Here is a 22,351-nt window from a genome sequence, read left to right as displayed (position 1 = left end):
GCGGCTTTTGTCCGACACGGCATAGCCCGAGCCCGGCATAAAGTCTTATAATGTTCCGCTGTCCCTTACCAACATAAGAACATCTCTCTCAATCAGGAGCCTGCGAATGGACGAGCAATTGCGCCAAAGCGCGCTGGAATTTCACCAGTTCCCAACCCCGGGCAAGATCCAGGTATCGCCGACCAAGCCGCTGACCACTCAGCGCGACCTGGCGCTGGCCTACTCCCCGGGCGTGGCCGCCCCGTGCGACGCCATCGTCGAAGACCCGCTCAACGCCTACAAATACACTGCTCGCGGCAACCTGGTTGCGGTGATCTCCAACGGCACCGCCGTGCTGGGCCTGGGCAATATCGGCGCGCTGGCCAGCAAGCCGGTGATGGAAGGCAAGGGCGTGCTGTTCAAGAAGTTCGCAGGCATCGACGTGTTCGACATCGAAGTCAACGAGTTGGACCCGGACAAGCTGGTGGACATCATCTGCTCGCTGGAGCCGACCTTCGGCGGCATCAACCTGGAAGACATCAAGGCGCCGGAGTGCTTCTACATCGAGAAGAAGTGCCGCGAGCGCATGGGCATCCCGGTGTTCCACGACGACCAGCACGGCACCGCCATTGTGGCCGCCGCCGCGGTGCTGAACGGCCTGCGCCTGGTGAAGAAGGAAATCGGCGAAGTTCGCGTGGTGGCCTCCGGCGCCGGCGCGGCCGCCATCGCCTGCCTGGACCTCTTGGTGGCGCTGGGCGTGAAGCGTGAAAACATCACCATCTGCGACTCCAAGGGCGTGGTCTACATCGGCCGCGACGAGAAGCTGGACGAATCCAAGCTGCGCTACGCGATCAAGGACAACGGCTGGCGCAAGCTGGCCGACGCCATGGCCGGCGCCGACATCTTCATGGGCCTGTCCGGCCCGCGCCTGGTGAGCCAGGACATGGTGAAGAGCATGGCCCGCGATCCGCTGATCCTGGCCATGGCCAACCCGGAACCGGAAATCCTGCCGCCGCTGGTCAAGGAAGTGCGCCCGGACGCCATCATCGGCACCGGCCGTTCGGACTTCCCGAACCAGGTCAACAACGTGCTGTGCTTCCCCTTCATCTTCCGCGGCGCGCTGGACGTGGGCGCCACCACCATCAATGAAGAGATGAAGCTGGCCACCGTGCGCGCCATCGCCGACCTGGCGATGGCCGAACAAAACGACGTGGTGGCCACCGCCTACGGCGACCAGGAACTGTCCTTCGGCCCGGAATACGTGATTCCTAAGCCGTTCGACCCGCGCCTGATCGTCAAGATCGCCCCGGCCGTGGCCAAGGCCGCCATGGAATCCGGCGTCGCCACCCGCCCGATCCAGGACTTCGACGCCTACGCCGACCAGTTGGCGCAGTTCGTCTACAAGACCAATCTGTTCATGAAGCCGGTGTTCGCCCAGGCCAAGAAAGACCCGAAACGGGTGGTGCTGACCGAAGGCGAGGACGAGCGCGTATTGCACGCCACCCAGGAAATCGTCACCCAGGGTCTGGCCAAGCCCATCCTGGTGGGCCGTCCCAGCGTGATCGAAAAGCGCATCGAAAAACTGGGCCTGAAACTGCGCCCGGGCGTGGACTTCGAACTGGTCAACAACGAGTCTGACCCGCGCTTCAACGACTACTGGCAGGATTACTACCAGCTGATGAAGCGCAAGGGCGTGTCGCAGGAGCAGGCGCGCCGCCGCGTGATCGGCAATACCACGCTGATCGGCGCCATGATGGTGCGCCGCGGCGACGCCGACGCGCTGATCTGCGGCACTTACGGTCCGTACCGCCAGCACTTCGACATTCTGGAGAACGTGCTGGGCTACGCCAACGAGGACAAGGTGGCCGGCGCGATGAACGCGCTGATCCTGCCGACCGGCAATATCTTCATCACCGACACCTACGTCAACGCCGAGCCGAGCGCCGAACAGCTGGCCTCCATCACCAAGATGGCGTCCGAGTCGATCAAGCGCTTCGGCATCCAGCCCAAGGCCGCTCTGCTGTCCAACTCCAGCTTCGGCGCCTTGAACACCCCGTCGGCGCAGAAGATGCGCGCGGCGTTCGACCTGATCCGCGAAGCCCAGCCGGAGCTGGAAATCGACGGCGAAATGCAGGGCGACGCGGCGCTGGTGGAAGCCATCCGCACCCAGGCGATGCCGGACTCCACGCTGAAGGGTTCCGCCAATCTGCTGATCATGCCGAACGTGGAAGCCGCCAACATCAGCTACAACCTGCTGCGCGTGTCGGCAGCCGACGGCGTGACCATCGGCCCCATCCTGATGGGCATGGCCAAGCCGGTGCACATCCTGACGCCGATCTCCTCGGTGCGCCGCATCGTCAATATGGTGGCGCTGGCCTCCGTCGACGCGCAGGCGCCAAGCCAACAGGGCTGATCCGCTCGCGCTTAGGGCATATACTGAACGGGCAAGCATCGCTTGCCCGTTTTTTCATGCCCAATGCAGGATGACGCCGATGAGCCAAGACCATTCCAACGACCCCTTCGCCCTGTTCCGCCAGTTCTGGCAGCAAGCCACGCCGCCAGGCATGCAGGCCTTCCTGCCGCCGATGTCGGAAGAGGAAATCGACCGCAAGCTGGCCGAACTGCGCGTGGTGGAAGGCTGGCTGACGATGAATCTGGGCGTGCTGTCCATGCAGATCAAAACGCTGGAAATGCAGAGAGCCGCCCTGCACTCGATGCGTCCGAAGGATCCGCCCCCGTCCAAGCCGTGACCCCGGTCCGCTCCAGCCCTCCCCCTGCCCTGCCGTGGCCGGCGCTGGCCGCCGTGCTGCTGCTGTGGCTGATTCCCGGCCTGGTCGGCCATGAGCCGTGGAAACCGGACGAAGCCTACACCTTCGGGCTGGTGCGTCATATCGCCGCCAGCGGCGATTGGGTGGTGCCGATGCTGGCCGGCGAACCGTTCCTGGAAAAACCGCCGCTGTTCTTCATCAGCGCCAGCTGGACCCTGCAAGCGCTGCAGGGCTGGCTGGGCGCGCCGGACGCCGCCCGTCTGGCGGCAGGACTATGGAACGCCATCGGCTGGCTGGGGCTAGGCGTGGCGGCGCGCGGCCTGTTCGGCGCGGGCTTCGGCCGCTGGGCGCCGCTGCTGCTGATCGGCGCCGTCGGCCTGCCGATACGTGCCCATCAATTGATCACCGATACCGCGCTGATGGCCGGCTTCTGCTGGGGACTGGCCGGCTTGTGCCACGCCCTTGCGCGTCCCGTCCTCGCCGGCCTGATGCTGGGCGGCGGCGGCGCCATCGCCTTCCTCAGCAAGGGGCTGCTTGGCCCCGGCTGCCTGGGACTGGCCGCGCTGGCCCTGCCGCTGCATCCGGCTTACCGCCAACGCCGCTACCTGCTGACGCTGGCAGTCGCGCTGCTGACCGCCCTGCCCCTGCCGCTATGGTGGATGGCCGCGCTGTACCGGCGCAGCCCGGAGCTGTTCCATCTGTGGCTGGATGCCAATAATTTCGGCCGTTTCAATGGCCGCGCTCATCTGGGGCCGCGCCAGCGCCCATGGTTCTACGGCCGCACCCTGCCCTGGTATGCACTGCCGCTATGGCCGCTGGCGCTGTGGAGCGCATGGCGGATGCTGCGCCGCCAGCTCGCGCCGCTGACCCTTTTGCCGCCGCTGGCGCTGTTTGGCGGTTCGCTGGCGGTGCTGCTGGCCGCGGCGGAAGCGAGAGAGCTGTACGCCTTGCCGCTGCTGCCGCCCTTGACGCTGCTGGCGTTGGCCGGATTGCCGTTTGCCTGGCATCCGCCGCGCTGGCTAACAGTCACGCTGGCCGCGCTGTTTGGCTTGCTGCTGGGCTATCTGTTATTGGTGGCGCGGGTGCTCAGCGCGCCTTCCGATATCGCTTGGAGCCGGCCGCTGCTGGAGCGCCAGTTCAGCGGCTGGACGCCGGCCTTCTATCCCGGCCACTGGCTGGCCTTCGGCCTGGCGCTGGCCTGTTTGCTATGGTGCTGGCGCCAACCGTTGACCGCCATGGCCGGACTGGCCTGGCGCTGGAGCATCGCCATGACGCTGCTGTGGTGCGGCTTGGCCACGCTCTGGCTGCCGGCGCTGGATCACGGCATGCGCTACCGCGAAACCTTCCTCGCGCTCAAACCGCGGCTGGAGGCGATACAGCGCGACGGCGGCTGCGTCGCCAGCCAAAACCTGGGCGAGCCGCAGCGCGCCTTGCTGGAGTACTACGCCGGCTATCGCACGCTGCGGCTGGAAACCCAGCCGGCGGCGCATCGGTGCCGCTGGCTGCTGCTGCAGACGCTGAATGACCAAGCGCCGTCTGCGCTCGCCCAATTGCATCCAATATCCGTTTTCCAGCGCCCTGGCGATCACAAAGAACGCTTCCGCCTCTATTTGCTGCCATAAAGCGGCAAACAGCGGCATGCTGAAACGATTTTGCGTCACACACAGTCACACTGTTCTACATATCTTTTAACAACTTCATGTCTGAACTTACCTTATCCTAACAAGCTAATCGGTGGGGGAAGGCATGACTGTAATCAATTCCGTGGATCTGTTCTGGTCGCTGGCCAGCGGCTCGTTTTCGCGCCGCGACGGCTTCGACGAGGGCAAGAACCGTTTCAAATTCGCATTCCGCGGCGTGTTGACCCTGCCGTGGACGCTGCGCTGGCTGGATACTTTCCGCTCGCAGACGCTGCTGCCCTACCTGCGGCACAATCCGCGGCTGGCCAGCAAGCTGCATCGCCCCTACCTGTACCGATCGCTCGGACCGGCCGGCAAGCTGCGCGCGCTGCAGGCCCACTACCAGTTGCTGGAAAAGCGCTTTTCCGGCGCGGCGCGCCGCCAGCTTTTGTCCAGCCAGCATCTGCAACTGGCGGAGCTGACCGGCAAGAACAACGGCAGGCTGCTGGTGCTGTTGACCCAACAGCATAGCTTCGACAAAGAAGGGGAAATGTCGCTGCAGGTATGCAACGAGGACAGCGTGCCGCTGGCGACGCTGACCTTCACCCTGACTCGCCGCGAACAAGATATCGTGTTGGTGATCGGCGGCCTGCAAGGCCCGCGCAAGCCGCATGGCGCGGAAGCCGTGCAGTTGGCCACCAAGGCGGCGCACGGCCTGTTTCCGAAGCGGCTGGCGATGGAAGCGCTGACCGCATTGGCGCGCAAGATCGGCGCCGACGAGATCCTGGCCATCGGCAACCGCGAACATATTTACAGCTCATGGCGATATCGACGCGAATTCTTCGCCGACTACGACAGCTTCTGGCAGACGCTGGACGCCGAGCCGGTGGATGACGGCCGCTTCTACCGCATTCCACTGACGCCGCCGCGCAAGGCCATGGAAGACATCGCCAGCAAGAAGCGCGCCGAGTACCAGCGCCGCTACAGCATGCTGGACGCGCTGGCCGAGCAAACCCAGGCCGCGCTCTGAGCGTCGTTAACCAAACTTCACTAGAAAAGCTGCGCCAAGCCGCACCGGCGCAGACGGTACAAAGAGTGCCGCAAACAGGCGCAAGGCAGGATCAGCGGTGTGCTTGACGGAGCCAAGCGCGGCTCAGGCCGGACGCGCCAGACTGAACGCCGGTTCCGCCAGGCTGTAACGATCGCCGCCCAGCTTGCCCACCGCCTGCAGCGCCACGTCGTCCACCGCGCCGTCGCGCCACACCTCGTCCGCCACGTGGATGTATTTGACCTCGGCCAGCACCAGATTGCCGGCGCCGCTGCCGTGGCCGAAGCTCAGGCATTGATGCAGCGTGCATTCCAAACGCACCGGCGCTTCCGCCACGCCGGGCGGCTTGACCGTCACGCTGGCCGCCCGGGCCAGGCCCGCCAGCTCGAATTCGTCCACTTCCGGCGCGTAAGCGCCGCAGGTGACGTTCATCGCCTCGGCCAGCGGCCGGTTGACGATGTTGACCACCAGCTCCCCGGTCAGACGGATGTTGGCCAGCGTATCCTTGTCCCGCTCCGACGCCTGCTTGAGAATGCTGATGCCCAACAGCGGCGGCGTCACGCTCATCACGTTGAAGAAAGAAAACGGCGCCAGATTGCACACCCCCTTCAAATCCTGGGTGCTGACCCAGGCGATAGGCCGCGGCAGGATGCAGCCCACCAGCAGTTGATACAGATTCGTCCGCTCCAATTGCTGCACATTGAACTCCATCGGTTTTCTTCGCCTGCGGTGAAAATTGCCATGCCAGCATTCTAATGCGCTTGGACCACGATGTGCCAGCCATCATTTGAACTGGTTCGCGCCCGCGCCTGCCGGTAAAATGCCGGAATGAACGCACCCCGCTTTGTCCACCTTCGCCTCCACTCGGAGTTCTCCATCACCGACGGCATCGTCCGCCTCGATGACGCGGTCAAACGCGCCGTCAAGGAGCAGATGCCCGCGCTTGGCGTATCCGACCTGATGAATCTGTTCGGCATGGTCAAGTTCTACAAGGCCTGCCGCAACAAGGGCATCAAACCCATCGTCTCCGCCGACATCTGGCTGGAGAACGAGGAGGATCGCGACAAGCCCTACCGGCTGATGCTGATGGTGAAAAACCGCGAAGGCTACCGGCGGCTGTGCAAACTCTTGACCGAAGCCTTCAGCCACAACCAATACCGCGGCCGCGCCGAGATCAAGCGCGCCTGGCTGGAGGCCGGCGACAACCGCGACCTGTTATGCCTGTCCGGCGCCCATCACGGCGACGTCGGCATCGCGCTGTCCATGGGCCAGCGCGAAGAAGCGCAACGCCGCGCCGCCTACTGGGAAAAGCTGTTCCCGGGGTCGTTCTATCTGGAAGTCCAGCGCCTGGACAACGCGCAGATCGAAAACGTGGTGCAGGCCACCTTGTGGCTGGCCGGCGAGATGGCGCTGCCGGTGGTGGCCACCCACCCCATCCAGTTCATGGAGCCGGAAGACTTCAAGGCCCATGAAGCGCGGGTGTGCATCGCCGAAGGCTATACCCTGGGCGACAAGCGCCGTCCGCGCAGCTTCCACGAATGCCAGTATTTCCTCAGCACCGATGAAATGCTGCAACGCTTCGCCGACATCCCGGAGGCGCTGGCCAACACGGTGGAAATCGCCAAGCGCTGCAATATCTCCGTGGTGCTGGGCAAGAACTACCTGCCGCTGTTCCCGACGCCGGACGGCATGACGCTGGACGACTTCCTGGTCTACGAGGCCAAGCGCGGGCTGGAAGAGCGGCTGAGACAGCTGTACCCGGACGAAGCGGTGCGCGCGGCCCGGCGGCCGGAATACGACGCGCGGCTGAAATTCGAGTGCGACACCATCATCCAGATGGGCTTCCCCGGCTACTTCCTGATCGTGGCGGACTTCATCCAGTGGGGCAAGGCCAACGGCTGCCCGGTGGGGCCGGGCCGGGGTTCCGGCGCCGGCTCGCTGGTGGCTTACAGCCTCAGCATCACCGACCTCGATCCGCTGCGCTACGCCTTGCTGTTCGAGCGCTTCCTGAACCCGGAGCGGGTGTCCATGCCCGACTTCGACGTGGACTTCTGCCAGGAAAACCGCTGGCGGGTGATTGAATACACCCGGCAGAAATACGGCGAGGAGGCGGTGAGCCAGATCGCCACCTTCGGCACCATGTCGTCCAAGTCGGTGATCCGCGACGTCGGCCGCGTGCTGGACCTGCCCTTCGGCCTGTGCGACCGCCTGTCCAAGCTGATCCCGCTGGAGGCGAACAAGCCCTTGAGCCTGGAAAAGGCGATGCAGGTGGAGCCGCAGATCAGCGAGGTGATCGAATCCGAAGGCGCGCAGGAGCTGATCGAACTGGCCATGAAGCTGGAAGACCTGACGCGCGGCCTGGGCATGCACGCCGGCGGCGTGTTGATCGCGCCGGGCAAACTGACCGACTTCTGCCCGCTGTACATCGCCAGCGGCGAAGGCGCGTCTCCCGTTTCGCAGTTCGACAAGGACGACGTGGAGCAGATCGGCCTTGTAAAGTTCGACTTCCTGGGCCTGCGCAACCTGACCATCATCGAACTGGCGCAGAAGTACATCAAGCAGGTCAGCGGCGAGGACGTGGACGTCGCCCACCTGCCGCTGGACGACCGCGACGCCTACAAGGTGTTCGCCACCGCCAACACCACCGCCGTGTTCCAGTTCGAGTCCACCGGCATGAAGAAGATGCTGGTGGAGGCCAAACCCAGCAAGTTCGAGGAAATTATCGCCTTCGTGGCCTTGTACCGCCCAGGCCCGATGGACCTGATCCCGGACTTCATCCAGCGCATGCACGGCGCCAAGTTCGAATACCTGCACCCGCTCTTGGAGCCGGTGCTGGCGCCGACCTACGGCATCATGGTGTACCAGGAACAGGTGATGCAGTCGGCGCAGGTGATCGGCGGCTACTCGCTGGGCGGCGCCGACTTGCTGCGCCGCGCCATGGGTAAGAAAAAGGTCGAAGAGATGGTGGCCCAGCGCGCGATGTTCGTGCAGGGCGCGGCCAAGCAGGACATTCCTGAGTCCAAGGCCAACGAAATCTTCGACTACATGGAGAAGTTCGCCGGCTACGGCTTCAACAAGTCGCACGCCGCGGCCTATGCGCTGGTGGCCTACCACACCGCCTGGCTGAAGGCTCACCACTGCGCGGCCTATATGGCGGCGACGATGTCCACCGAATTGGACAACACCGACCAGTTGAAGGTGTTCTACGACGATTGCCAGGACGCCAAGAACGGCATCACCTTCCTGCCGCCGGATGTCAACCACAGCTTCTACCGCTTCGTGCCGGTCAGCCGCAAGGAAATCCGCTACGCGCTGGGCGCGATCAAGGGCACCGGCGAAGCCGCGGTGGACCACATCGTATCGGTGCGCGAAGCCGGCGGCCCGTTCAGCGACCTGTTCGATTTCTGCAAGCGCACCGACAAGAAGCTGGTCAACAAGCGGGTGATCGAGGCGCTGATCCGCGCCGGCGCCTTCGACGCCATCGAACCGAACCGCGCGCTCTTGTTCGCCAATGTCGGCCTGGCCATGGACGCCGCCGAGCAGGAACACGCCAATGCCAACCAGGGCGGCCTGTTCGACATGTTCGGCGACGACGTCGCGCCGGCGGTGGAAATGGTGGCCACCCGTCCATGGAGCGACGCCGTCAAGCTGGCCGAGGAAAAGCTGGCCATCGGCTTCTACCTGTCCAGCCACCCGTTCTCCGCCTATGAGAAGGAAGTGCGCGGCTTCATCAAGACCACGCTGTCGCGCCTGACCCCGCGCAAGGAGCCGCAGCTCTTGGCCGGCTTCGTCACCGGCATCCGCGTCAAGGTGGGCAACCGCGGCAAGATGGCCTTCGTGCAGCTGGACGACGGCACCGCCAAGCTGGAAGTCAGCCTGTTCGCCGAAAGCTTCGAGCTGAACCGCGACAAGCTGAAGGAAGACGTGGTGCTGGTGGTGGAAGGCAAGGTCAGCGAAGACAGCTTCTCCGGCGGCCTGCGCATCATCGTGGACAAGCTGTACAGCCTGGGCGAAGCGCGCAGCCGCTACGCCCGCGGCCTGTCCTTGCAGCTGCCGGCCAAGCCTGACATCGCGCGGCTGAAGTCGGAACTGCATCCGTTCAAGAGCCAGGACGCCGGCTGCCTGGTGCGGCTGGCCTACAACAACGGCAAGGCCAAGGGCGAGCTGATGCTGCCGCAGGAATGGGGCGTACGCCTCGATGACGGCCTGCTGCTGGCGCTGAGCGATTGGCTGGGCGAAGGCAAGGTCAAGGTGCTGTGGTAGGGCGGAAGCCCTGATTCCATCAGGGCGTTCCGCCTAGCCTGCCATCCAAGCCTATCGCGCGTATGCCGATACCTGCGGCGGAACGCCCGGCCTGGCCGGGCTTCCGCCCTACGCTCAGCCGCTGACGCTCACCGCGCCGGTCTCCACATGCCCCGCCAGCCGGCGCACGAAGCTGCCGTCGCTGCTGGTGGCCACGGTGAAGTCATACCAGCCGTACACGCCGGACAGATTCCAGCTCAGCGTCTGGCTGGCGCCGGCCGCCACCGTCACCTGCTGCGCCGCGCTGCCGCCGTAGCCATTGGCGCTGATCTGAAAGGTCACCGCCGACTTGCCGCCGTTGCTCAGCTGCAGCGTCAACTGCGGCACGCCTCCGGCTGAGCTGATGCCGCTGACCGCCTCCAGCTTGCCGCCGGCCTGATGGATATTGCCGGCGAAGCGGCGCAGGAAGCCGTTCGGGCCGCACAGCGTCAGGTCATACCAGCCGAGGCCGTAGGTCTGGACATGGAAATAGTCCTTGCTCTCGGCGCCGCCGGCCACGTCGTACTGCCACGGGCCATCTATGCGGTAGGCGTTGGCGTAGATCGAATAATGCGCCGCCTGCGTGCCGCCGTTCTGCATGTGTATCCAGACGATGCCGGACGACAAGTCTGTGCTGGCGTAAGCGTTGCACTGGTAAGGCAGCGGACGCGCCAGCCGGCGGCCGGGTTCCTGCTGCGGCATCTGTCCCGGCGCCGGCGCGCTGGGTTTGGGCCAATTCTTGGTTTGCTGGGCCTGGGTCAGCAGCGCCGTGGTGTCCGGGAAGGCCGGCACGGTGAGATTGCTGTTGCCGAAATCCAGCGCGCTGGTCAGGTCGCCGCAGATTTTGCGCCGCCAGGCCGAGATGTTCGGCTCCTGCACGCCGGTCCAGGTTTCCAGGAAGCGGATCACCGAGGTGTGATCGAACACCTGCGAGCAGACATAGCCGCCGCGGCTCCACGGCGACAACACCAGCATGGGCACGCGCGGCCCCAGGCCTATGGGCGCGCCGGACACGAACTCGTCGGCGGCGCCGGACGGCGGAATCGGCGGCGGAACGTGGTCGAAGAAGCCGTCGTTCTCGTCGTAATTGAGCAGCAGCACGGTGGAGGCCCACACGTCCGGATTGGCGGTCAAGGCCTGCAGCACCTGGTCCACCAGATAGGCGCCGGCGGCCGGCGCGGCGCTGGGATGCTCGGAATAGTCCTGCGGCGCCACCACCCATGACACCTGCGGCAGCGTCCCGTTGACCGCGTCGTTGCGGATCGCCGCCACCAGGTCTTGCACCGAGTTGCCGCCGGTCTTGGGCACCGAGGCCATGCCGCGGTCGTGCAGCGGATTGCCGGCCTGGGCATTGCGGTACTGCTTGAACCAGGCCAGCGCGTTGTCGTCGAAATTGTCGCCCAGCACCTGATACACCTTCCAGCTGACGCCGGCGTTCTGCAGCCGCTCCGGATAGGTGGTCCAGCTGTAGCCCAGCTCGCTGTTGTCTATCACCGGCCCGCCCTTACCGCCTTGCGGGTTGATCATGCCGCTCCACAAATACAGGCGGTTGGGATTGGTCGGACCCAGCACCGAACAGAAATAGTGGTCGCAGATGGTGAAGGCGTCGGCCAGCGCGTAGTGGTAGGGGATGTCGGCGCGGTTGAAGTAACCCATGGTCATCGCCGTCTTGGCCGGCACCCAGCCATCGTACTTGCCCAGATTCCAGGCGGCGTGCGTGCCCAGCCAGGAGTGGTCCAGGTCGCTCAGGTATTGCGCGCTGGTGCGGCTGCTGTCCAGATGAAACGGATACTCGGCCGGCTGCAGCAGATTGGGCTGCTTGAACACGCTGTTGCCGTTGCGCAATTGCAGGGCGCTGCGGTCGTTGAAACCGCGCACGCCGCGCAAGGTGCCGAAATAATGGTCGAACGAGCGGTTTTCCTGCATGAACACCACGACATGCCTGACGGCGGACAGGCTGCGTCCGGCCGGCTGGGCCGCCATGGCTGCCGCCAAACCGGGCGGCAGCGCGCCGGCGGCGATGCCGGCGGCCGACAACTTGAGAAACTCGCGACGTGACAATTCGCTCATGACAACGCTCCGGAATGGGTAAGGCAGTGGGAAACCAGGCAAAACAGCGCGCAGTTTGCGCAAGAAATATGATCATTTCATTAAGCGTGTTGATCGGCTGACTTTGCGCAATGCGCGCCATCGTTTACCCTTGACGCCCTCCCCCGGAACCAGACTGCAGGACCCACCCGATGAAATTGCGCCCCGCCCAACGCGCCGACCTCGCCGCCATCTTCGCCGTCGAACAGGCGGTATTCGGCAGCCACGTCTATCCCGACTTCTTCTTCCGCCAGGCCCTGGACCTGTGGCCGGACTGGTTCTGGCTGGCTGAGGACGAAGCCGGACAGATCGTCGGCTATGCCCTGGGCGCCCCCAGCCAGCAGCCGGACGAACTGTGGCTGCTGTCGCTGGCGTTGCTGCCGTCCTGCCGCGGCCAGGGCGTCGGCAAGGCCTTGATGCAGGCGGCGCTGGCCGCCATGCGGCCGCAGGCGAGCCGCATCCGTTTGACGGTGGACCCGGTCAATCCGGCGGCCGAGCTATACCGCCGCCTGGGCTTTGTCGAAACGGGCCGCGAGCCGGATTACTTCGGCCCCGGCGAAGCCAGGCTGGTGATGCAGTGGCAAGGCCGCTAAACTCGGCCTTTTGCTCGAATGAAGCGCGCATGAAGCTGTTACTGGTTTGCCTCGCCGCGGCGGTCTGCCTCGGCTACTACCTGATCCTGGCCCTGCGGCCGCACTGGCTGGCCATCAGCCTGGCCGGCGTGCCGGCCTCCATCGCGCTGGCGCTGGCCGCGATGCTGCTGTTCTGCCTGATCGCCACGCTGTACGGCTATCTGCGGCGGGAGGATGGCGCATGAGTCTGGCGCAATGGCTGTTTCTGGCGCTGACGCTGCTGACCCTGCTGCTGACCGCCGCCGCGCGTCGCCGCACCGCCTCGCTCAATGATTTCTATACCGCCGGCGGCCGGGTGCCGGCCTGGCAAAACGGCCTGGCGCTGGCCGGCGACTATCTGTCCGCCGCCGCCTTCCTCGGCGCGGCAGGCATGTATCTGGGCCAAGGCTACGACTCGCTGGCCTACGCCGTCGGCACCCTGGCCGGCTGGCCGCTGCTGCTCCTGCTCTTGGCGGAGCCGCTGCGGCGGCAGGGCCGCTACACCGTGGCCGGGGTGCTGAGCCAACGCTTCGACCACCCCGGCGTGCGGCTGGTTGGCATCGCCAGCTCGCTGACGGTGACGCTGTGCTACCTGATCGTGCAGCTGGTGGGCGCCGGCAAGCTGATCGAACTGCTGTTCGGCCTGCCCTATCTGGCCGCAGTCGGCCTGGTGGGCGCGCTGATGATGATCTACGTGGCGCTGGGCGGCATGCTGGCGGCCACCTGGGTGCAGATGAGCAAGGCGGCCTTGCTCTTCGTCTGTGCCCTGCTGCTGGCCGGCGGCGTGCTGGCGCGCTACGACGGCAGCCCGGCCGCCCTGTTCGCCGCCGCGGAAAAGCTGCGCGGCGCGGCCGCCTTCCTTCCCAGCCAGGCCTTGTCCGACCCGGTGGAGATGCTGTCGCTGGGCCTGGGGCTGAGCCTGGGCCTGCTGGGTCTGCCGCATGTGTTGATGCGCTTCTTCACCGTGGCCGATGAGCGCGCCGCGCGGCGTTCGGTCGGCATCGCCACCTGGCTGGTGGCCGGCTTCTTCGTGCTGAATCTCATCATCGGCTACGGCGCGCTGACGCTGATCGGGCCTGATCCGCACTTCCACAGCGCGGACGGCAAGCTGCTCGGCGGCGGCAATATGGCGGCGCTGCATCTGGCGCAGCTGCTGGGCGGCGACTTCGCCCGCGCCGCCGTGGCCGCGGTGGCCTTCGCCACCATTCTGGCCGTGGTGGCCGGCCTGACGCTGGCCGGCGCCAGCGCGGTCAGCCATGACCTGTACGCCAGCTGGCTGAAACAGGGCCAGGCCGATCCGCGGCGCGAGCTGGCGGTGTCGCGGCTGGCCACGCTGGGGCTGGGTCTGGCCGCCATGCTGTTGTCCACCGTATTCCAGCAGCTGAACATCGCCGTGATGATGGGCCTGGCCTTCGCCATCGCCGCCTCGGCCAATTTCCCGCTGCTGCTGCTCGCCTTGCACTGGCGCGGCCTGAGCGCGCGCGGCGTGGTGTGGGGCGGCGTGGCCGGCATCGTCGGCGCGCTGGCGCTGATCGTCTGCGGGCCAGCGGTGTGGGTAGGCGCGCTGGGCCACGCCAAGCCGCTGTTCCCGTATTCCAACCCCGCGTTGTTCTCGCTGCCGCTGGCCTTCGCCGCGGCCTGGCTGGGATCGCGCGGCAAGCGCTAACATGATGGAAGCGCCAGACAGAAAGTACACGCAATGAGCAAGCTGATTCTCTATGGCAACCGCTACTCCGGCCACAGCTACAAGGTCCGGCTGGCGCTGGTATTGGCCGACATTTCGCACGACTACGCCCACATCGACCTGGCCCAGCCGCGCGACGAGCGCCCGGCAGACTTCCGCGCCGCCAGCCGCTTCGGCGAAGTGCCGGTGCTGGTGGCCGACGGCGTGCCGCTGTGCCAGTCCAACGCCATCCTGCAATGGCTGGCCGACAGCTACGGCACGCTGGGCGGCGCGCTGGGCGAACGTCAGCGCGTGCGCGAATGGCTGAACTGGGAAACGAATCGCCTGGGCATGTCCCTGCCCAATCTGCGCGTGTCGCGCAGCTTCCGTTCCAAAGGGGCGGAAGTGGAAGCCTGGCTGGAAGCGCGCCTGCGCGACGACCTCTCCGTGCTGGAGCAAGAACTGACGGAACGCCGCTATCTGGCCGGCGACCAGGTCAGCATCGCCGACGTCTCGCTGTGCGCCTACCTGTGGTGGCTGGCCGACGCCGGCCTGGACATCGCCGATTGGCCCCATACCCAGGCCTGGCTCGCCCGCATCGCCGCCCAGCCGGGCTGGCAGCATCCGGACGAGCTGATGGCGGCCGACATCCCGGAATAAGCGCGCCTGTCATGGCCAGCCGGCAGGTGGTATGGTTGAGGATGGCTGCGCCGGCCAAGCCCGCCGCCGGCCAGCCCTGCAACGGCTGCGGCGTATGCTGCGCCGCCGCGCCCTGCCCGCTGTCGCGGCTATTGCTGAAACATCGCGCCGGCCCCTGTCCCGCGCTGGAATGGGACGCGCCGCGCTATCGTTGCGGCCTGCTGCAAGCGCCTCGCCGCTATCTGCCCCGCTTGCCCGCCTGGGCCGAGCCGGGGTTCCAGCGGCTGGCGCGGCGCTATCTCGCCATCGGCCACGGCTGCGACAGCCTGGCCACTACAGAGGAAGACCCATGAGCCGTCCCGACTGCATCAAACACTGGAGCGAACTGCAAAGCGACAGACCGCGCTATTACTCCGGCAGCCAGGAACCGCTGTCGCACGGCAGCGCGCTGGGCAAGCACTATGGCTTCGCCCGCCTCGGCATCCATCACGAACTGCTGGAACCGGGCTGTCGCACCAGTTGGCCCCATGCCGAAAAAACCGAAGACGAATTCGTCCATGTGCTGGAAGGCACGCCCGACGTATGGCTCGATGGCACCTTGTACCGGCTGCAGCCCGGCGACTCGGTGGGCTTCAAAGCCGGAGACGGCCTGGCTCATACCTTCATCAACAACACGGATCAGCCGGTTCGCCTGCTTTGCGTAGGCGATACCGACAGAGCGGACAACCGCATCCACTACGCCGTGCATCCCGAGCGCAACCAGTTCCTGGGGGCCCTGCACTGGGACGACGTGCCGGAGCGGGAGCTCGGCGGCCACGACGGCCTGCCGGACAAACTGCGCGACAGCAACGGGCCTTTCTGAAAGCCGCCATGCTGACGCTTGCCGACCCCGCCCTGCTGGCCATCCCGCTGGCCGGCATCGCCGAACCGTTCGTGGACCTGGCCGACTACCCGGACTGGGCAGTGGACCTGAGCCGCAGCCAGATTGCCAGCCGCAGCCCGCACTTTCTGAAAGCCCGCCGCGCGGTGGCGGAGCGGCTGCGGATCGCCGCGCGCCATCTGCCGAATGGCCTGCGCTTATGCGTCAAGGAAGCCTACCGGCCGTTGGCGCGCCAGCAACGCTCTTACGACGAGCATCTGGCCAAACTCCGCGAACTGCGGCCGGAACTGGACGAGACCGCGCTGTTGCGCGAGGCCAGCCTGTACGTCGCTCCGCCGGCGGTCGCGCCCCATCCTACCGGCGCGGCGCTGGACGTGACGCTGATCGATGCCAAGGGGCAGGAACCGGACATGGGGTGCCCGTTCAATGCCGACAGCGAGGAATCCGCCGGCGCCTGCTACACCGACAGCCCCGCCATATCGGCTCAGGCCCGCGCCAACCGGCGCATGCTGAGTGAGGCGATGCGGGCAGCCGGCTTCGTCAACTACCCGTCCGAGTGGTGGCATTGGTCCTACGGCGACCGCTACTGGGCCGCCGTCTGCGGCGCGCCGCAGGCGCTGTACGCGGCCGTGGACGAAAGTTTTCTGGAACCCGCATGAACGACTTCCTGCAGCAACTGGCCGCCATCGTCGGCCCGCAACACCTGCTGACCTCCGCCGCCGACACCGCGCCCTTCACGCTGGACTGGCGGCGCCGCTACCAGGGCGCGCCGCTGGCCGTGGCGCTGCCGGGCAATACCGCGGAAGTGGCCGCCATCGTCCGGCTGTGCCGCGCGCACAAAGTCGCCATCGTGCCGCAGGGCGGCAACACCTCCACTTGCGGCGCGGCCACGCCGGACGCCAGCGGCCGGCAGTTGATCGTCGCCATGCGCCGCTTGAAAACCATCCGCCAGGTTGACACCGACAACAACGCGCTGACGGTGGAAGCCGGCGTCACGCTGCAGGAGGCGCAGCAGGCGGCCGAAGCCGCCGGCCGGCTGTTTCCGCTGGCGCTGGCTTCGCAAGGGACTTGCCAGATCGGCGGCAATCTTTCCACCAACGCCGGCGGCGTGGCGGTGTTGCGCTACGGCACCATGCGCGAGCTGACGCTGGGACTGGAAGTAGTGCTGCCGGACGGCCGCGTGCTGGACCAGTTGTCCGGCCTGCGCAAGGACACCACAGGGCTGGACCTGAAGCAGCTGTTCATCGGCGCGGAAGGCCAGCTGGGCCTGATCACCGCCGCCACGCTGAAGCTGTTCCCCCTGCCCAGCGCCCACGCCACCGCGATGGTCGGCGTCGGCGACATCGAGACGGCGATAGACTGGCTGAACCGGCTGCGCGATCGCTTCCGCGACCGCTTGACCGCCTTCGAGGTGATGGACGCCAACTGCCAGCAGGTGCTGCAGCACCACCATCCGGCGCTGATGCCGTTTTCCGCGCCGTGGCTGATCCTGATCGAGCTTTCCGATGGAGGCGACGCGGCCCAGCTTAATGACGCGCTGGTGGAGTGGCTGGCCACGCAGGGCATGCTGGACGGCGTGGTGGCGCAAAACGAAACCGAACGACTCAAGCTGTGGACGCTGCGCGAGGAGATATCGGAAAGCCAGCGCAAGGACGGCCCCAGCATCAAGCACGACATCGCGGTGCCCACCTCGGCGCTGCCGCAACTGGTGCGCGACTGCGCGGCGGATCTGGAGCGGGCGTTTCCCGGCGTGCGCATCGTCGCCTTCGGCCATGCCGGAGACGGCAATCTACATTACAACGTCAGCCTCACCCGCCCCGGCAACGCCGATCTGTTCGACGACGAGCCGGCGGTCAACGCCATCGTCTACGATCACGTCTACCGCCTGGGCGGCACGCTGGCGGCGGAACACGGCGTCGGCCAACTGAAGAAAGACTGGCTGTTGCGCTACAAAGACCCGCTGGCGCTGGAGCTGATGCGCAGCATCAAACAGGCGCTGGACCCGGACGGGCTGATGAATCCGGGGAAGTGGTTATAAATCTTCGAGCTGAAAGTACGATCTTGAATATGGAAAAATTCACATCCTCAGCTGACAAAGCTCTCGCAAAAAAAGTATTCCATGCATTTACACACCAACTTCTTGCTCAAGGTTCAATTACCGAAGAGGATCTGAAGAATACAAGTCATTTATTCTTAAAGATTAAGAAAATACTTAGCAAATCAACCATAAACATGGTAATTGACTATCGTGAAAATATTTTAAAAGAAGCCGAAGCACTCCAAAAGAAAAAACAATATGATTTCTCAATCATATATTACGCAATGTTCTTTGAGCATAGTATAAATGGAATAATTACTCACCAGACAGAAAAGCTTAATCTATCTACAAAATCGAAAATGGGTATAATAAAAAGTACAAACATAGAATCAAAATTTACTTGGATTTTAGAAATACTAGAGCTACCAACATTCAACAGCACCCACCTAAAAACAATAATAAAAACATCTGAAATTAGAAATGCAATGATTCATTACAAATGGTCACCAGTAGAAGACAACCCGAAAAAAGACGAAGAAAATGAAAAAATAGCATTAATCAGTCAAATTAAAAAAACCATCACTTACATGAAAAAATACGAAACAAGAATTCTATACAATAGAAACAAGTCAAAACTACAGGAAATACTTAAACAAAAAAAGGATAGCCAGCCTCAAGACCATATCGCATAGAACCATACCACTGAGTTCTACTCCGCTCCCGCCCCCAGCGCCAGTCCACATGCTCGTCAGCCAGCAACAGCCGGCAAGGCAGGCCCAACGCGCCGGCCAAGTGCGCCATAGCGGTGTCCACCGCTATCAAACCATCCAATTCCTCCAGCAGCGCCGCGCTATCGGCGAAATCCTTGAGTTCGCCGCCCAGCTCCAGCACGCCGTGTTCGCGCAGCCATTGCCGTTCGATATCAGTCGGCTCCGGCTGCAGCGATACCCAATTGACGCCGCGATCAGCCAACAACGGCGGCAAGGCCTCCGGCCCCGGCAAGGAGCGGCAATGGTCGAACGGGTGCTCGGCGCGGCCGCGCCAGACCAGGCCGATGTTGCGGCCGGCCGGCAGACGCGCGCGCCAGACCTGGCGCAGGGCCGGATCGGCCTGCAGATAGCTTTCCGCACGCGGCTCGAACTCGCGCAGCACCCATGGCAGGCTCATCGAAAACACATGGCAATCGTGCGGCGGAAAAGCAGCCGGGTAGCCGCCGGCCATCGCCAGCCACTCCGCTTGCGGCCATTGCCGCGCAAACAAGGGCAATAGCGGCGCGCGGCATAGGGCTGTGACGCGGGCCGCGCTTTTTTCGAGCAGCGGATTCAGATAGCGGCTGAACTGGATGGCGTCGCCATAGCCCTGCTCAAACAACAGCAGCAGACGCCTGCCCGACAAGTCCTCACCCTGCCAGCGCGGCGACGGCAGCGCAGGATAGCTCGCGGCGGCCAGCCTGGCCTCGTGGTTCTCCCAGCCGGCCTGCCATTCGCCGCGCGCCAGCTGAGAATAGCCCAGGTTCTGCCGCAAGCGGCGATGCGCCGGCGCCTGCGCCAGGCCGCGCGTCCAGGCTTGCTCCGCCTCTTCGTCCCGGCCCTGCTCGCGCAGGGCCACGCCGAGCAGATTCAGCCAGTCGGCGCAGTTCGGCTCGGCCGCCAGCGCCTCGCGCAGCGCCTTCTCCGCCTCCGCCGCGCGGCCGGTGGCGCAAAGCAGAGCCGCCAGATTGGGCAGCACCGCTGCCGGCTGCCGGGCATGGGCCGCCCGCAGCCAGCGCTCCGCCTCGTCCCAGTTGCGCCGCGCCATCAGCAGCAACCCCAGATTATTGCCGGCGACGGCATGCTCCGGTTCCAGAGCCACGGCGCGCCGCAACATCATTTCAGCCTCGGCCGCCTCGCCCTTGTCCGCCAGCAGCTGGCCCAGCAGCTGCAGGGCTTCGACATCATCCGGCGCCTCTGCCAGGCAGGCGCGCAAGCAGGCCTCGGCTTCGCCGGCCTGGCCCTGCTGGCGCAGCAAGCGGCCCAGCTGGTAATGCGCGGCGGCCGATGGGTGCGCCGCCAGCCGGCGGCGGAAGCAGGCTTCGGCCTCAGGCAGCCGGCCGGCTTCCTGCAGCAGATTGCCCAGATTGCCCAGGCTGGCCGGGTGGTCTGGATCGCGCGCCAACTCCGCGCGGCAATGCGACTCCGCTTCGCCCAGTTTGCCCTGCTCGGCGCGCAGGCAGGCCAGATTGAAATGCGCGTCCGGGGTGGCCGGATCGAGCGCAAGCGCCTGGCCCCAGCATTGCTCCGCCAGCGGCAACTGGCCGAGCCGAGCGGCGCACACGCCCAGCAAGTTCCACAGCGGCGCATTGCCGGGTTCGGCCTGCAAGCCGGCCTGCGCCGTGCGCAGCGCGCCGGACAGGTCGCCTTCGGCCAGCAGGCGGGCGGCGAGCAGGGTGTCGGGAGAAAGCAGGATCATCGCGCGTGGGCCAATCGGAACGGTTGCCTCGGATCATCGACGCAAAAACGCCGCCTGGCAAGGCGGCGTTTGCAGGGATAGCGGCCGGGTTACAGCCGGAACTTGTTGAACTCCGCGTCCATCTTGCCGGCGTTGCCGGCCAGGCCAGACAGCGTGCTGCTGACATTCTGCAGCACATCGTCGTTCTCCAGCACATGGCCGTTGATCGCCTCGGAGCTTTGCGCAATCAGCGTGGTGGCCTTGTGCTGCTCTTGGGTGGAATGGGAAATCTCGCTCATTTTGGCCACCACTTCCAGCATGGATTCGCGGATGGCGGCGATATTGTCCACCGCCTCGCGGGTCAGGCCCACGCCCTCGTCCACCGCCTGCACCGTGTTGTTGACATCGCCCACGGCGCGGCCGGTTTCCTCGCGGATCGCCCCCACCATATTGGATATCTCCAGCGTGGCTTGAGCGGTGCGCTCGGCCAGCTTGCGCACCTCGTCGGCCACCACGGCGAAGCCGCGTCCCTGCTCGCCGGCGCGGGCGGCCTCGATCGCCGCGTTCAGCGCCAGCAAATTGGTCTGGTCGGCGATGTCGCGGATCACATTGGTGATGCCGGAGATTTCCTGCGAGCGCTTGTCCAGCGAGGACAGCATCTCCTCCAGCCCGCGCACCGACTGCACGGTGTTTTCCATGCCGCTGGACAGCCGTTCCATATTGTCGGCGCTGGCGGCCAGATTCTGGCCGGTGGCGCTGGCCAACTGGTCGGCCTGGCGCGCGCTGTCAGCGATATGGGAGATGGAGACGGTGATCTGCTCCAGGGTGGCGGCGTTGGAGGACGACACGTCCGAGATATGGCGCGCGCTCTGCGCCACGCTGGCCACCAGCTGGCTGGCATCCTGCACGCCGCCCACCACGTCCTGCGCATCCGTCTTCAGGCCGCGGAACAGGTGGCCCAGCTGGCCGACGAAGGTGTTGAACGCGCGCGCGGTGGCGGCGATCTCGTCCTGGCCGTCATCCTTCAGCCGCAGCGTCAGGTCGCCCTGGCCGCGGGCGATGTCTTCCATCGCCGTTTTCAGTTTCACCAGGCCGGACAGCATCTTGCCGATGATCGCGCTGGAGAACGGGATCATGAATACAAACACCAGCAGGGTCAGCCCGCCTATGGTGTACAAGAGCTTGTTCAGCGGCGCCAGCACCACATCGCGCTCGGTGGCCAGCGCCATGACCCAGTTGGTGCCGGGAATGGTCTGGGCGGAGACCAGCATGTCCTTGCCGCCGATATTCATATCTGAGGCGTTGTCGCTTTGCACCAGTTGCGCCAGCCGCTCCGGCGTCAACTCCGGCACCTGGCCGGTGATGGGTTTCAGCGTCAGCTCGGCCTGCGGGTGGGCGATCACCGTGCCCTTCTTGTCGACGATGAAGGCGTAGCCGTTGCCGCGCACCTTCATCGACAGCACCGACTTGACCAGGGTATCCACCATCACGTCGCCGCCGACCACGCCGGCGAAGGCGCCGTTATGGCTGAACGGCGCCGCGATGGTGACCGTCAGCTTCTTGGTGGCTTCGTCGACATAAGGCTCGGTCACAATCGGCTGGCCGGCGTCCTTGGCCTGCTTGTACCAGTCGCGGTCGGCCACTTTGTAATCCGCCGGCGCCACCCAATCGTCGGAGAACAGCGTGCGTCCGTCGGCGTAACCGGCATAATTGACATTGAAGCCGCCGGCCTTGCTGCCTACCTTGAGAAAACGCAGCGCATCCGGCTCGGAGGCCACGCTGGTCTGGGCGACGATCTGCTGCTTTTTCTCGGCGAGCCAGGTGGTCACCACCGCGCTCTGTCCCTTCAGGCTGGCGGCAAACTCGTTGTCCAGCCCGCCCAGGATTTCCGATCGCATCTGCATGAAGACTATGGCCACCAGGACCAGGCCGAACAGCGCCATCAACAAGGCGTTGAGCGCTATCAGGCGGCTACGGAGTGATTTCATCTGTTTCCCTTTTCCCACTGTATTGAATCAGCAGTCCCGAATAGAAGGCGAGCGTGCGCACCGACCTGCCTTGACTCGCCATGGCGGTATCGGATCAAGCGTATTTGATAGTGCTTATTGAAAACTTGACGTATACGTTAAACCAGCCGCAGACGAAGCCGCTTGATCGAACGCATGCCAACTTGATTATGATAGGTGCTTGAAAGACAGGCGTCGATGTGAATACCACACTGCGGCGACGCCAAAAAAAAGGCTATGTCCCAATTACAAGTTGGTAACTACACTGAAGTAAGCCTCTCACCAGGAGCGTGATGATGGATAC

At 64.9% G+C, this 22,351-nt stretch carries 18 protein-coding genes; 14 read left to right on the top strand and 4 right to left on the bottom strand.

Annotated features, from left to right (window positions below):
* Window positions 1–106 precede the first annotated feature (106 nt).
* The 4 genes from QUG01_RS18355 to QUG01_RS18340 all read left to right on the top strand — a co-directional run bounded on the left by QUG01_RS18355 (window position 107) and on the right by QUG01_RS18340 (window position 5,396).
* Entirely contained in the window at window positions 107–2,392 is a 2,286-nt protein-coding gene (locus QUG01_RS18355; RefSeq protein WP_500831342.1) for an NADP-dependent malic enzyme, read from the top strand.
* 79 nt (window positions 2,393–2,471) lie between these two features.
* Window positions 2,472–2,729 (top strand): PhaM family polyhydroxyalkanoate granule multifunctional regulatory protein, encoded by a 258-nt coding sequence (locus QUG01_RS18350; protein ID WP_500831341.1) that lies wholly within the window; start codon window positions 2,472–2,474, stop codon window positions 2,727–2,729.
* A complete protein-coding gene (locus QUG01_RS18345; RefSeq protein ID WP_500831340.1) occupies window positions 2,726–4,369 on the top strand; it encodes an ArnT family glycosyltransferase in 1,644 nt (547 codons plus the stop codon). The genes QUG01_RS18350 and QUG01_RS18345 overlap by 4 nt, the downstream gene beginning before the upstream one ends.
* Before the next feature lie 124 nt (window positions 4,370–4,493).
* Entirely contained in the window at window positions 4,494–5,396 is a 903-nt protein-coding gene (locus tag QUG01_RS18340; RefSeq protein ID WP_500831339.1) for a VirK/YbjX family protein, read from the top strand.
* Between the two features lie 123 nt (window positions 5,397–5,519).
* Here the strand turns inward: QUG01_RS18340 and QUG01_RS18335 are convergent, their stop codons facing one another.
* Entirely contained in the window at window positions 5,520–6,125 is a 606-nt protein-coding gene (locus tag QUG01_RS18335; protein ID WP_500831338.1) for a flavin reductase family protein, read from the bottom strand.
* A gap of 117 nt (window positions 6,126–6,242) precedes the next feature.
* Between QUG01_RS18335 and dnaE the strand changes: the two genes are divergently transcribed.
* Complete coding sequence (gene dnaE, locus QUG01_RS18330) at window positions 6,243–9,677, top strand: DNA polymerase III subunit alpha (protein WP_500831337.1); 3,435 nt, start codon at window positions 6,243–6,245, stop codon at window positions 9,675–9,677.
* 114 nt (window positions 9,678–9,791) lie between these two features.
* Here the strand turns inward: dnaE and QUG01_RS18325 are convergent, their stop codons facing one another.
* Complete coding sequence (locus QUG01_RS18325) at window positions 9,792–11,765, bottom strand: phosphocholine-specific phospholipase C (protein WP_500831336.1); 1,974 nt, start codon at window positions 11,763–11,765, stop codon at window positions 9,792–9,794.
* Window positions 11,766–11,935: 170 nt separating this feature from the next.
* Here QUG01_RS18325 and QUG01_RS18320 point away from each other — a divergent pair, with 170 nt between their 5' ends.
* From QUG01_RS18320 to QUG01_RS18280, 9 genes are read left to right on the top strand one after another with little or no spacing between them, the layout of a single operon-like run.
* Window positions 11,936–12,376 carry a GNAT family N-acetyltransferase gene (locus QUG01_RS18320; protein ID WP_500831335.1) on the top strand — a complete coding sequence of 147 codons (441 nt, stop codon included), beginning with the start codon at window positions 11,936–11,938 and terminating at the stop codon, window positions 12,374–12,376.
* Between the two features lie 29 nt (window positions 12,377–12,405).
* Entirely contained in the window at window positions 12,406–12,600 is a 195-nt protein-coding gene (locus QUG01_RS18315) for a hypothetical protein (RefSeq protein WP_071109967.1), read from the top strand.
* Window positions 12,597–14,060: a sodium:solute symporter family transporter gene (locus tag QUG01_RS18310; protein WP_500831334.1), complete on the top strand. Its 1,464-nt coding sequence runs from the start codon at window positions 12,597–12,599 to the stop codon at window positions 14,058–14,060. Before QUG01_RS18315 ends, QUG01_RS18310 begins: the two co-directional genes overlap by 4 nt.
* Window positions 14,061–14,093: 33 nt before the next feature.
* Complete coding sequence (locus QUG01_RS18305) at window positions 14,094–14,717, top strand: glutathione S-transferase family protein (RefSeq protein WP_500831333.1); 624 nt, start codon at window positions 14,094–14,096, stop codon at window positions 14,715–14,717.
* Window positions 14,718–14,728: 11 nt separating this feature from the next.
* Window positions 14,729–15,049: a hypothetical protein gene (locus QUG01_RS18300; RefSeq protein ID WP_500831332.1), complete on the top strand. Its 321-nt coding sequence runs from the start codon at window positions 14,729–14,731 to the stop codon at window positions 15,047–15,049.
* Window positions 15,046–15,558: a cupin domain-containing protein gene (locus QUG01_RS18295; RefSeq protein WP_500831331.1), complete on the top strand. Its 513-nt coding sequence runs from the start codon at window positions 15,046–15,048 to the stop codon at window positions 15,556–15,558. Before QUG01_RS18300 ends, QUG01_RS18295 begins: the two co-directional genes overlap by 4 nt.
* A gap of 8 nt (window positions 15,559–15,566) precedes the next feature.
* On the top strand, window positions 15,567–16,235 hold the full coding sequence (locus tag QUG01_RS18290) for a M15 family metallopeptidase (RefSeq protein WP_500831330.1): 669 nt from the start codon (window positions 15,567–15,569) through the stop codon (window positions 16,233–16,235).
* Window positions 16,232–17,614: an FAD-binding oxidoreductase gene (locus QUG01_RS18285; RefSeq protein ID WP_500831329.1), complete on the top strand. Its 1,383-nt coding sequence runs from the start codon at window positions 16,232–16,234 to the stop codon at window positions 17,612–17,614. The genes QUG01_RS18290 and QUG01_RS18285 overlap by 4 nt, the downstream gene beginning before the upstream one ends.
* Before the next feature lie 29 nt (window positions 17,615–17,643).
* Window positions 17,644–18,306, top strand: a complete 663-nt coding sequence (locus QUG01_RS18280) for a hypothetical protein (RefSeq protein ID WP_139795255.1) — start codon at window positions 17,644–17,646, stop codon at window positions 18,304–18,306.
* Here the strand turns inward: QUG01_RS18280 and QUG01_RS18275 are convergent.
* Window positions 18,263–20,062, bottom strand: a complete 1,800-nt coding sequence (locus QUG01_RS18275) for a tetratricopeptide repeat protein (protein ID WP_500831328.1) — start codon at window positions 20,060–20,062, stop codon at window positions 18,263–18,265. The two genes, QUG01_RS18280 and QUG01_RS18275, sit on opposite strands and share 44 nt — an antisense overlap.
* An 89-nt stretch (window positions 20,063–20,151) precedes the next feature.
* A complete protein-coding gene (locus QUG01_RS18270; protein WP_500831327.1) occupies window positions 20,152–22,029 on the bottom strand; it encodes a methyl-accepting chemotaxis protein in 1,878 nt (625 codons plus the stop codon).
* Between the last annotated feature and the right edge of the window lie 322 nt (window positions 22,030–22,351).

The organism is Chromobacterium sp. CCUG 76385 (assembly GCF_059916625.1).
Note: the sequence above shows the minus strand (reverse complement) of the source record. Positions and strands in the feature narration are given on the sequence as shown.

Excerpts from the sequence above, each read along its gene's own strand:
- QUG01_RS18340 (WP_500831339.1), top strand. The coding sequence starts at position 4,494 with ATGACTGTAATCAATTCCGTGGATCTGTTCTGGTCGCTGGCCAGCGGC.
- QUG01_RS18325 (WP_500831336.1), bottom strand. The coding sequence starts at position 11,765 with ATGAGCGAATTGTCACGTCGCGAGTTTCTCAAGTTGTCGGCCGCCGGC.
- QUG01_RS18290 (WP_500831330.1), top strand. The coding sequence starts at position 15,567 with ATGCTGACGCTTGCCGACCCCGCCCTGCTGGCCATCCCGCTGGCCGGC.
- QUG01_RS18320 (WP_500831335.1), top strand. The coding sequence starts at position 11,936 with ATGAAATTGCGCCCCGCCCAACGCGCCGACCTCGCCGCCATCTTCGCC.
- QUG01_RS18310 (WP_500831334.1), top strand. The coding sequence starts at position 12,597 with ATGAGTCTGGCGCAATGGCTGTTTCTGGCGCTGACGCTGCTGACCCTG.
- QUG01_RS18275 (WP_500831328.1), bottom strand. The coding sequence starts at position 20,062 with ATGATCCTGCTTTCTCCCGACACCCTGCTCGCCGCCCGCCTGCTGGCC.
- QUG01_RS18270 (WP_500831327.1), bottom strand. The coding sequence starts at position 22,029 with ATGAAATCACTCCGTAGCCGCCTGATAGCGCTCAACGCCTTGTTGATG.
- QUG01_RS18350 (WP_500831341.1), top strand. The coding sequence starts at position 2,472 with ATGAGCCAAGACCATTCCAACGACCCCTTCGCCCTGTTCCGCCAGTTC.
- dnaE (WP_500831337.1), top strand. The coding sequence starts at position 6,243 with ATGAACGCACCCCGCTTTGTCCACCTTCGCCTCCACTCGGAGTTCTCC.
- QUG01_RS18355 (WP_500831342.1), top strand. The coding sequence starts at position 107 with ATGGACGAGCAATTGCGCCAAAGCGCGCTGGAATTTCACCAGTTCCCA.
- QUG01_RS18285 (WP_500831329.1), top strand. The coding sequence starts at position 16,232 with ATGAACGACTTCCTGCAGCAACTGGCCGCCATCGTCGGCCCGCAACAC.
- QUG01_RS18315 (WP_071109967.1), top strand. The coding sequence starts at position 12,406 with ATGAAGCTGTTACTGGTTTGCCTCGCCGCGGCGGTCTGCCTCGGCTAC.
- QUG01_RS18305 (WP_500831333.1), top strand. The coding sequence starts at position 14,094 with ATGAGCAAGCTGATTCTCTATGGCAACCGCTACTCCGGCCACAGCTAC.
- QUG01_RS18335 (WP_500831338.1), bottom strand. The coding sequence starts at position 6,125 with ATGGAGTTCAATGTGCAGCAATTGGAGCGGACGAATCTGTATCAACTG.
- QUG01_RS18300 (WP_500831332.1), top strand. The coding sequence starts at position 14,729 with ATGGCCAGCCGGCAGGTGGTATGGTTGAGGATGGCTGCGCCGGCCAAG.
- QUG01_RS18295 (WP_500831331.1), top strand. The coding sequence starts at position 15,046 with ATGAGCCGTCCCGACTGCATCAAACACTGGAGCGAACTGCAAAGCGAC.
- QUG01_RS18280 (WP_139795255.1), top strand. The coding sequence starts at position 17,644 with ATGGAAAAATTCACATCCTCAGCTGACAAAGCTCTCGCAAAAAAAGTA.